Below are 10,109 nucleotides of genomic sequence, written 5' to 3'. Positions count from 1 at the left end.
TGTAAACTCCAGAATATGAGGATGAGTGAGGGCGTCGAGTGGGGGCTGCACTGCTGCGTGACGCTGGCCTGGCTCGGTGACGACCGGCCCGTGTCCACGGCGAGGCTGGCCGCCTTCTTCGATCTGCCGGCCGCGTACCTGAACAAGCGCCTCCAGGCGCTCGTACGGGCCGGGATCCTCAGCTCGACGCCGGGTGCGCGGGGCGGCTTCCGGCTGGCCCGGCCGCCGGAGGCGATCACGCTCATGGACGTGGTGGCGGCGGTCGAGGGGCCGGACGAGGCGTTCCGGTGCATGGAGATCCGGCAGCAGGGGGCGGGTGCCGAGCTGTCGGGGCGCGACTTCCGGCAGCCGTGCGGCATCGCCACGGCCATGCGCCGGGCCGAGCTGGCCTGGCGCCGGGAGCTGGCGGCGCAGTCCCTCGCCGACATCCTCGCCGCGGCCCCGGCCGCGGCGGCGGGCCGGACCCGCCGCTGGTTCGCCCTGGAGAGGACGGGCAGCTGATGGGCACGGAGGTGAACGCGGTCGACCCCGCCCGTGCCGGGGGCGCGCTTCGCGCTGAGGACGTCGACGCGTATCTGCTGCGGATCGGGGTCGAGCGGCCCGCCGTGCCCGATGTCGAGGCGTTGCGGCGGCTGCATGTCCAGCATCTGCGCACGGTGCCGTTCGAGAACCTTTCCGTGCATCTGGGTGAGGAGATCGTGCTCACCGAGCGGGCGCTGCTGGACAAGATCGTTCGGGACCGGCGCGGTGGTTTCTGCTACGAACTCAACGGCGCTTTCGCGATGCTGCTGACCGCGCTGGGGTACGACGCGGAGTTGCTGTCCGGGCGGGTGTACGGCCCGGACGGGCGGCTGGGCATCCCGTACGATCACGCGGCCGTGCGCGTCCGTACGGCGGACGGGCCCCTGCTGGCCGATGTCGGATTCGGGCGGCACAGCCACTACCCGCTGCGGCTGGACACGGCCGAGGAGCAGACCGAGCCGGGCGGAGTCTTCCGTTTCGTAGCGGCGGACGAGTTTGTGGCGGGGGGCGAGCTTGCGGCGCCGGACGAGTGCATGGCGACGGACGGGTTCGTGGCGCCGGGCGAGTGCGCGGTGGCGGGGGATCTTGACGTACTGCGGGACGGGGCGCCGCAGTACCGGCTCGAACCGCGGCCGCGGGCGCTCGGCGACTTCGAAGCGGGCTGCTGGTGGCAGACCACCTCGCCGAAGTCGCACTTCACGCAGTCGCTGGTCTGCTCGCGGCTCACCGACGACGGCGGGCGGATCACGCTCTCGGACCGTACGTTCGTGAGCACCGCGCCCGACGGCAGCCGGACGGAACGCGAGATCCCCGAGGACGAGCTGCTCGCCGCCTATCGCACCCACTTCGGCATAACCCTCGACCGGGCGCCGGTCGCACCGGTACCGCGGTAGGCCGGGGCCCGGTCGAGGCCGACAGTCCGGTCCCCGTCCCGGCCCCGGCCCGAGGCCGACCCTCCCGGTCCCGGTCCCGGCCCGAGGCCGGCCCCCGGTCCTGGTCCCGGTCCCGGTCCGGTCCCCGGCCCTGCCCGAGTCCGGCCGCAGCCGTGACCCGGCGGGTCGGCTAGGAGCGTTCTGGTTCCAGCCAGCCTTCGTATTCGGCGGCCAGGGTGTCCAGGGTGGCCGGGTCGCAGGTGGAGCCGGGGTCCTCCAGGACGACCAGCCACTGCGCGTCCTCGGCGTCGTCCTCGCCTGCCAGGGCGTCCCGTACGAGCTGTGGCTCCTGGGCCACGCCGTACTCCTCGGTCAGCACCTCGGCCACTTCCTCGGCCGCGTCCCGGTCGGGCAGCACCAGTACATGTCGAACATCGCTCACCCCGCCATTGTCCGACAGCGGTGAGCGTCTCCGGAGGGGTGGTGGGTGAGCGTGACTGCCGGGGTGGTGGGGCGGTCGCGGGCCGGAGTGTCGGTGGCGCGTGGGATGCTGGTCGGCGATGGCCAGGAAGACAGCAAACGACGACCCCCTTGCGCCCGTCACGATCGCCGTGGGGCAGGAAGACCTGCTGCTCGACCGTGCGGTGCAGCAGGTGGTGGCGGCCGCGCGGGCCGCAGACGCGGACACCGACGTGCGCGACCTCACCCCCGACCAGCTGCAGCCGGGCACGCTGGCCGAGCTGACCAGCCCGTCGCTCTTCGCCGAGCGCAAGGTCGTGGTCGTGCGCCAGGCCCAGGACCTCTCCGCCGACACGATCAAGGACGTCAAGGCGTACCTCGGTACGCCGGCCGAGGAGATCACGCTTGTGCTGCTCCACGCGGGCGGCGCGAAGGGCAAGGGGCTGCTGGACGCCGCGCGCAAGGTCGGAGCGCGTGAGGTCGCCTGTCCGAAGATGACCAAGCCCGCCGACCGGCTGTCGTTCGTGCGGGGAGAGTTCCGTACGGCGGGGCGGTCGGCGACGCCGGAGGCGTGCCAGGCGCTGGTGGATGCCATCGGCAGTGACCTGCGGGAGCTGGCCTCGGCGTGTGCGCAGCTCGCGGCGGATGTCGAGGGCACGATCGACGACGCGGTGGTCGCGCGGTACTACACCGGCCGGGCGGAGGCCTCCAGCTTCACGGTGGCCGACCGGGCGGTCGAGGGGCGCGCGGCCGAGGCGCTGGAGGCGTTGCGCTGGGCGGTCTCGACCGGCGTCGCGCCCGTCATGATCACCAGCGCGCTGGCGCAGGGCGTCCGGGCCATCGGCAAGCTCGCCTCCGCGCCGCGCGGTGCCCGGCCCGGGGATCTCGCGCGGGAGCTGGGCATGCCGCCGTGGAAGATCGACCGGGTGCGGCAGCAGATGCGCGGCTGGTCGGCGGACGGCGTGGCGGCGGCGCTCCGCGCGGTCGCCGAGGCCGACGCGGGGGTCAAGGGCGGCGGCGACGATCCGGAGTACGCGCTGGAGAGGGCCGTCGTCACGATCGCCCGAGCGGCCCGCTCCCGCCGCTGAGCATGGCCCTGACGGGCCGGGGTTCCCGACAGCGACAGCGGCCGGGCCAGGGCCCCTGACAGTGACAGCGGCCGGGCCGGGGTTCCCGACAGCCGCCATGTCCGTACCGGGCTGTCTCGCCTTCCGTACCGGGCTGCCCTGCCCCTCGGGCGGCGGCCACGCCGGGCAGCCGTCTCCGCCGGCCGGCGAACGGGGCGTCCGGGCGCGCGCCGGTGCGCCGCACCCCGCCCGCGCGCCCGGCCCGCCTCAGCTCTTCAGCTTCTGGAGGGTTTCTGTGGCGCTGGTGCGGAGCATGTCGGCGACCTCGTCGGAGCCGGGGCGGTTCGTGCTGTCGCTGCTGGAATAGCTGGACCAGGCCGTCTCGTACGTCAGCCAGCCGTCCCGGACGCCGAGCACGACGTATGTGCTCTTGCTGTCGGTGGACTCCTCTCGGCTCACGAGGTACGCCTCGTCGCCGATGCCCTGGACGGGCGTGACCTTGTAGTCGGTGGACGACTCCTGCTGCTCGTACGACCGGTACTGCGCCGCGAACTCGGGGCCCGGGTCGGTCTTCTTGTGCAGGAACGCCTTCGTGTAGACGAAGTTGGTGGAGTAGTCGTCGCTGGTCGCGTCCTCCGGGACCAGGTCGGCATTGCACCACATCGAGTCCAGGGCCGGGTCCTGGTGGCCGCTGGCCGCGGGATTCTCGCCCGCGCTGGTCGAGGTGCTGCTGTCCTCCATCTTGTAGCGCGCGTCCTCGAACGGCGTCCAGGAGGTCGAGCCGCAGAGGTCCGCCGTGTAGCTGTAGCCGCGCAGGTCGGGGCTGGGCTCTCCGCCGAAGCCGCCGGTCGAGAAGACCACGCCGGCCCAGACGGCCGAGGCGACGACGGCTCCGCCGATGGCCCAGAGCCAGGCGGGTACTCCCTTGCCGCCGCCGGCGGGGGCGCCCGCCGGGGCGCTTCCGTAGCCCCCGGGCGTGCCGACGGGGACGCCGCCGGGCATGGTCGGGGCGCCGTGCGGGGCCGGGTAGCCGTAGCCGGCCGGCGGCTGGGCGTACGGGTTCTGCTGCGGCGGCTGACCGTAGGGGTTCGCCGACTGGGGTGGCTGCGGGCCCTGGGGCTGCTGCGACATGTGGGAGGGCGGAGGCGGCGGTCCCTGAGGTGGCGGTCCTTGAGGCGCCGGCCCCTGGGGAGGCTGTGGCGGCTGCTGGGCGTACGGATTGGGCTGTTCCCCCGAGTTGGACATGAGCGGCAGAGTATCCGACAGGAATCGGCCACCGCTGCCCCGCCCACGGCCTGGACCTTTCGCCCCGGCGCCACCGCGGCATCGCCGAAATCGCTGCCCCGGCGCCCCCTCTACAACGCCGAAATCCCCCTCCCGCCCCCTCCCGCGCCCCTCCACCCCCTACTCCCCCCAACGCCAAAAACCCCGCCCAGCCCTGGGGAAGGGCTGGACGGGGTTCTTGGGATGTTTCTCGTGCGCCGCACCCGCGTGGCGAACGCAGGCCGTGTGCGGCGCGGGGTGCCGGGGAGGAGCGGAGAGAGGGGCCGCTGGATCCTCACCGGCGGTGAAGCTGTGAAGCAGGGTGGCTGCCGTAAGGGTCAGGACCTGGAGGTCAGGACCCGGGACGGCGGCCGCAAGACCTCGGAGGCCTCACTGAAGCACCGGAAGGTCAGGCCTTGATGGAGGCGACCTTCTTCGCGAGCGCCGACTTCTTGTTGGCGGCGGCGTTCTTGTGGATGACACCCTTGCTGACGGCCTTGTCGAGCTTCTTGCCGGCCTCAGCCTGGGCGGCGGTGGCCTTCTGCAGGTCACCGGCCTCCACGGCCTCACGGGTGCGACGGATCGCGGTCTTCAGAGTCGACTTGACAGCCTTGTTGCGCTGACGAGCCTTCTCGTTGGTCTTGATCCGCTTCATCTGGGACTTGATGTTCGCCACGAAAGAGCCTTTTCAGGTTCGTTGGATTCCGGGCGGCCGAGCGGCAGCTCGGCCGGCTCCGGGCTTTCTGCGTGTCGCGTACATGAGAGGGCACGAAACACGGTGGACCAGGCTACCAGCAGGGGTAACGGCCGCCCAAACCGGCCCGGCGACCGCCGTGCGGCCGGCCAGGGGACTGCCGTGCGGGCCGCACCGGGACCCGGTCCGGCCCGGCGGCCCCCCTCCCTCCCGGGTGCCTCCCGACTGCCGCCCCCTGCCTCCCGGGCGCCTCCCGAAGGCCGCCCCCCTGCCTCCGGATCAGTTTGAGGCCGCAGCTCATGGGACGATAGGGAGGACGAAATACCCGAGTCCCGCCTACCGCGTTTTCTGACCCGCGTTCTCTGAATGGACCTCTGCGTGCCCGCGACCCCTACGAACGTGCCGGAGCCGAGCCGTACCGACCCGGCTCTCATCCGTAACTTTTGCATCATCGCGCACATCGACCACGGCAAGTCGACGCTTGCCGACCGGATGCTCCAGCTGACGGGAGTCGTGGAGCAGAGGCAGATGCGCGCGCAGTACCTCGACCGCATGGACATCGAGCGTGAGCGGGGCATCACGATCAAGTCCCAGGCGGTCCGGCTGCCCTGGGCCCGTACGGATGAGGAGAACGGGCAGACCCACATCCTCAACATGATCGACACCCCCGGCCACGTCGACTTCACGTATGAGGTCTCGCGGTCGCTCGCGGCCTGCGAGGGGTGCATCCTGCTCGTCGACGCCGCCCAGGGGATCGAGGCGCAGACCCTCGCCAACCTGTATCTGGCGATGGAGCACGATCTGCAGATCATCCCCGTGCTCAACAAGATCGACCTGCCGGCGGCGCAGCCCGAGAAGTTCGCCGCCGAGCTCGCGAACCTGGTCGGCTGTGAGCCCGAGGACGTGCTCAAGGTCTCCGCGAAGACCGGTGTGGGCGTGGATGAGCTGCTGGACAAGGTCGTGCGGGACGTGCCCGCGCCGGTGGGCGTGAAGGACGCGCCGGCCCGCGCGATGATCTTCGACTCGGTGTACGACGCGTACCGCGGTGTCGTCACCTACGTGAAGGTCGTCGACGGCACGCTCAGCAAGCGCGAGCGCATCCGGATGATGTCCACCGGCGCCGCGCACGAGCTGCTGGAGATCGGCACGAACTCGCCGGAGATGACGGCGGCGGACGGGCTGTCGGTCGGCGAGGTCGGTTACCTGATCACCGGTGTGAAGGACGTCCGGCAGTCCAAGGTGGGTGACACGATCACCCAGCTCAACAAGGGCGCGACGGAGGCGCTCGGGGGCTACAAGGACCCGAAGCCGATGGTGTTCTCCGGGCTGTACCCGCTGGACGGCTCGGACTACCCGGAGCTGCGCGAGGCGCTGGACAAGCTCCAGCTGAACGACGCCGCGCTGGTGTACGAGCCGGAGACCTCGGCCGCGCTGGGCTTCGGCTTCCGCGTGGGCTTCCTCGGCCTGCTGCACCTGGAGGTCATCCGGGAGCGGCTGGAGCGCGAGTTCGGGCTGGAGCTCATCGCGACCGCGCCGAACGTGGTCTACGGCGTGACCATGGAGGACGGCACCGAGCACGAGGTGACCAACCCCAGCGAGTTCCCCACCGGCAAGATCGCGGAGGTGCAGGAGCCGGTCGTCCGGGCCACGATCCTGACCCCGAGCGACTTCATCGGCGCGGTCATGGAGCTGTGCCAGAACCGCCGCGGCAACCTGCTGGGCATGGACTACCTCTCCGAGGACCGGGTCGAGATCCGCTACACCCTGCCGCTCGCCGAGGTCGTCTTCGACTTCTTCGACCAGCTGAAGTCCAAGACCCGCGGTTACGCGTCGCTGGACTACGAGCCCACCGGCGACCAGGTCGCCGACCTGGTCAAGGTCGACATCCTGCTGATGGGCGACCAGGTCGACGCCTTCTCCGCGATCTGCCACAAGGACAAGGCGTACGCGTACGGCGTCCGGCTGGTCTCCAAGCTGCGCGAGCTGATCCCGCGGCAGGCCTTCGAGGTGCCGGTCCAGGCCGCCATCGGCAGCCGGGTGATCGCCCGCGAGACCATCCGCGCCATCCGCAAGGACGTCCTCGCCAAGTGCTACGGCGGTGACATCTCCCGTAAGCGGAAGCTGCTGGAGAAGCAGAAGGAAGGCAAGAAGCGGATGAAGATGGTGGGAAGTGTGGAGGTTCCGCAAGAGGCCTTCATCTCGGTCCTGTCCTCGGACTCCGACGGTGACTCCAAGGGCAAGAAGTAACGCCAGAGGGTGACCGCCGCGTGCCGGCGGGACACCGCTGAGCGGTGCAGGGCGTCCGTTCCCGGTCGGGGCGGGCGCCCTTCGCTTTCCGGTCCCGCCGCCGGTCACGCGGTGCGCGCCGGCCCGCCGGAAGATCCCTCCGGTCCGATTCGTGAGAAGTGTCGAAAAGGATGCGGCCGGTCACCTACGGTGAGTGTCCACGCGTTCACCCTCGGGTGGCCGCGGGCCGGTTCGGGTGCCTCCGGGCGGGGGAAGACGGCTCTGAGGACCGTCGTGCGGGGGTGCGGTGCAGGTCGGCGCACACCGATCGGTCACAAGGTGAACGAGTGTGAGGCAGGCCCTTACATGGGGGCGCCACGCACTCTAGTCTGATCCTGCTCGAAGGTTACTCGCGAGTCACCAGCAATGAAGCGGGCCCCGGAGGAACACGTGACGGACAGCCAGTCGTTGATCGAGAACCGGCCACCTTCCGTGGCGACGCTCTTCCTGGAGCGGGTTGCGGCCACCCCCGAGGGCGAGGCCTACCGCTATCCCGTGCCCCCGGCCTCGGGCCAGGGGCCGGACGACTGGAAGTCGCTCACCTGGGCCCAGGCCGCACAGCGCGTGTACGCCACCGCGGCCGGCCTCATCGAGCTGGGCGTGGCCCCCGAGGAGCGGGTCGCGCTGGCCTCCAGCACGCGGGTGGAGTGGATACTGGCCGACCTCGGCGTGCTCTGCTCGGGCGCGGCCACCACGACCGTGTACCCCAGCACCAACGCGGACGAGACGGCGTACATCCTCGCCGACTCCGGCAGCCGCATCATGATCGCCGAGGACGCCGCGCAGCTGGCCAAGGCCCGCGAGTGCCGCGCCGACCTGCCGGACCTCGCGCATGTCATCGTCATCGACGAGGCGGCCGCCGTACCGGCCGAGGGCGACCCCGAGGGCTGGGTGCTCTCGCTCGCGGAGCTGGAGAAGCGCGGCGCCGCGTACCTGGAGAAGAACCCCAGCTGTGTGAAGGAGCGGGTCGCCGCCCTCCGCGCCGACCAGCTGGCCACGCTGATCTACACCTCCGGTACGACGGGCCGTCCCAAGGGCGTCCGGCTGCCGCACGACTGCTGGGCGTACATGGCCCGCGCGATCCAGGCGACCGGGCTGGTCAACGAGGAGGACGTGCAGTACCTCTGGCTGCCGCTGGCGCACGTCTTCGGCAAGGTGCTCACCGCCGGCCAGATCGCCCAGGGACACGTCATCGCGGTGGACGGCCGCGTCGACAAGATCATTGAGAATCTGCCGGTCGTCCGGCCGACGTACATGGCCGCCGTGCCGCGGATCTTCGAGAAGGTCTACAACGGCGTGGCCGCCAAGGCCCGCGAGGGCGGCGGGGCCAAGTACAAGATCTTCCAGTGGGCGGCCGGGGTCGCCCGCGAGTACGCCAAGGTCTCGCAGGACAACTTCCGGCGGACCGGCACCGCCTCGGTGCCCTTCGCGCTCGGCGCCAAGCACCAGGTCGCCGACAAGCTGGTGTACGCCAAGCTGCGCGAGGCGTTCGGCGGGCGGCTGCGCGCCGCGGTATCCGGCTCGGCGGCGCTCGCGCCCGAGATCGGCTACTTCTTCGCCGGCGCAGGCATCCACATCCTGGAGGGCTACGGCCTGACCGAGTCCAGCGCCGCCAGCTTCGTGAACCCCGGCGAGGCGTACCGCACCGGCACGGTCGGCAAGCCGCTGCCCGGTACCGAGGTCCGGATCGCCGAGGACGGTGAGATCCTGCTGCGCGGCCCCGGCATCATGCAGGGCTACCACGGGCTGCCGGAGAAGACGGCCGAGGTGCTGGAGTCCGACGGCTGGTTCCACACCGGCGACATCGGTGAGCTGTCCGCCGACGGCTACCTGCGGATCACCGACCGCAAGAAGGACCTCATCAAGACCTCCGGCGGCAAGTACATCGCGCCCGCCGAGGTCGAGGGCCAGTTCAAGGCGGTCTGCCCGTTCGTCTCCAACGTCCTCGTGCACGGCGCCAACCGGAACTTCTGCACGGCGCTGATCGCCCTGGACGAGCCGACCATCCTGACCTGGGCCAAGGAACACGGCCTTGCGGGCAAGGACTACGCCGCTGTGGTCGCCACCGAGCAGGTCCGCGGGCTGATCGACGGGTACGTCGAGCGGGTCAACGAGGGGCTCCAGCGCTGGCAGCAGATCCGTAAGTTCCGCATCCTGCCGCGCGACCTGGACATCGAGCACGGCGAGGTCACGCCCAGCCTCAAGGTCAAGCGCCCGGTCGTCGAGCGGACCTTCAAGGACCTGCTGGACGACATGTACGCGGGGGCCCGCGAGTCCTGAGCCGCGCCGCGCGCCGGGGCCCGCCACTTGTGGCGGCGGACCCCGGCGCGGCCGGTGGTACGGCAGGCGTCACGGGCGTCCGTGGCGCAGTGCCCGTACCGTGTCCTCCAGTGCGGCCATCCGCGCGCGCAGTTCGCCTGCTTCGAGGTGGTCGCTGGCCGCCAGCGACTCCTCCATGACGGCGATACGGTCCGCCAGTTCCTCGATGCGGTCCCGGTCCTGCTGCCGCAGCCTGCGCAGTTGGCGGCTCTTCTGGTGCAGTTCGAGGAAGACCTTCACCTTGGCGCGCAGTACCCACGGGTCGAAGGGCTTGGTGAGGTAGTCGGCCGCCCCCGTGGAGTAGCCGCGGAAGGCGAAGCCGGAGTCGGCGTCGGTTCCGGTCAGGAAGATGATCGGGATGTGCTTCGCCTGGTCGAGCCGCTTGATGTTGGTCGCGGTCTCGAAGCCGTCCATGCCGGGCATCAAGATGTCCAGCAGGACCACCGCGAACTCTTGCCTGAGCAGTGCTTTCATCGCTTCCTCGCCGGACCGCGCGCGAACGAGCGGCTCACCGAGTGAGCGCAGCACGGCTTCCAGAGCGGCGAGGTTCTCTTCCATGTCGTCGACGAGGAGGATTCCCGCCCGGTCGTCGCTGCGGATGCTGGTGACGTGGGTCATGACTGGCCT

At 70.9% G+C, this 10,109-nt stretch carries 9 protein-coding genes; 5 read left to right on the top strand and 4 right to left on the bottom strand.

Annotated features, from left to right (window positions below; all coding sequences use genetic code 11):
• Nucleotides 1–15: 15 nt before the first annotated feature.
• Together ACZ6WH_RS27470 and ACZ6WH_RS27465 are read left to right on the top strand one after the other, a co-directional pair.
• A complete protein-coding gene (locus tag ACZ6WH_RS27470) occupies nt 16–501 on the top strand; it encodes an RrF2 family transcriptional regulator (RefSeq protein ID WP_469731457.1) in 486 nt (161 codons plus the stop codon).
• Nucleotides 501–1,415 (top strand): arylamine N-acetyltransferase family protein, encoded by a 915-nt coding sequence (locus ACZ6WH_RS27465; RefSeq protein ID WP_469731454.1) that lies wholly within the window; start codon nt 501–503, stop codon nt 1,413–1,415. The genes ACZ6WH_RS27470 and ACZ6WH_RS27465 overlap by 1 nt, the downstream gene beginning before the upstream one ends.
• Nucleotides 1,416–1,584: 169 nt before the next feature.
• On the opposite strand, the gene ACZ6WH_RS27460 is transcribed toward ACZ6WH_RS27465, so the two are convergent.
• Complete coding sequence (locus ACZ6WH_RS27460; protein WP_362207583.1) at nt 1,585–1,836, bottom strand: hypothetical protein; 252 nt, start codon at nt 1,834–1,836, stop codon at nt 1,585–1,587.
• Nucleotides 1,837–1,954: 118 nt separating this feature from the next.
• On the opposite strand from ACZ6WH_RS27460, the gene holA reads away from it, so the two are divergent.
• Nucleotides 1,955–2,941, top strand: coding sequence for a DNA polymerase III subunit delta (holA, locus tag ACZ6WH_RS27455; RefSeq protein ID WP_469731452.1), 987 nt, complete (start codon nt 1,955–1,957; stop codon nt 2,939–2,941).
• A 246-nt stretch (nt 2,942–3,187) separates the two neighbouring features.
• Here the strand turns inward: holA and ACZ6WH_RS27450 are convergent, their stop codons facing one another.
• Nucleotides 3,188–4,051 (bottom strand): hypothetical protein, encoded by an 864-nt coding sequence (locus ACZ6WH_RS27450; protein WP_469731450.1) that lies wholly within the window; start codon nt 4,049–4,051, stop codon nt 3,188–3,190.
• 541 nt (nt 4,052–4,592) lie between these two features.
• Entirely contained in the window at nt 4,593–4,859 is a 267-nt protein-coding gene (rpsT, locus tag ACZ6WH_RS27445; RefSeq protein ID WP_361557529.1) for a 30S ribosomal protein S20, read from the bottom strand.
• 396 nt (nt 4,860–5,255) lie between these two features.
• Between rpsT and lepA the strand changes: the two genes are divergently transcribed.
• Together lepA and ACZ6WH_RS27435 are read left to right on the top strand one after the other, a co-directional pair.
• A complete protein-coding gene (lepA, locus tag ACZ6WH_RS27440; protein WP_432854239.1) occupies nt 5,256–7,124 on the top strand; it encodes a translation elongation factor 4 in 1,869 nt (622 codons plus the stop codon).
• A gap of 405 nt (nt 7,125–7,529) precedes the next feature.
• Nucleotides 7,530–9,443: an AMP-dependent synthetase/ligase gene (locus tag ACZ6WH_RS27435; protein ID WP_469731446.1), complete on the top strand. Its 1,914-nt coding sequence runs from the start codon at nt 7,530–7,532 to the stop codon at nt 9,441–9,443.
• A 69-nt stretch (nt 9,444–9,512) separates the two neighbouring features.
• Here ACZ6WH_RS27435 and ACZ6WH_RS27430 read toward each other — a convergent pair whose 3' ends face one another.
• Nucleotides 9,513–10,100, bottom strand: a complete 588-nt coding sequence (locus ACZ6WH_RS27430; protein ID WP_469731444.1) for a response regulator — start codon at nt 10,098–10,100, stop codon at nt 9,513–9,515.
• Nucleotides 10,101–10,109 lie beyond the last annotated feature (9 nt).

This window comes from Streptomyces sp. NPDC050806 (assembly GCF_055586425.1).
The sequence above is the reverse complement of the archived record's forward strand: the minus strand, read 5'-3'. Positions and strand labels throughout refer to the sequence as shown.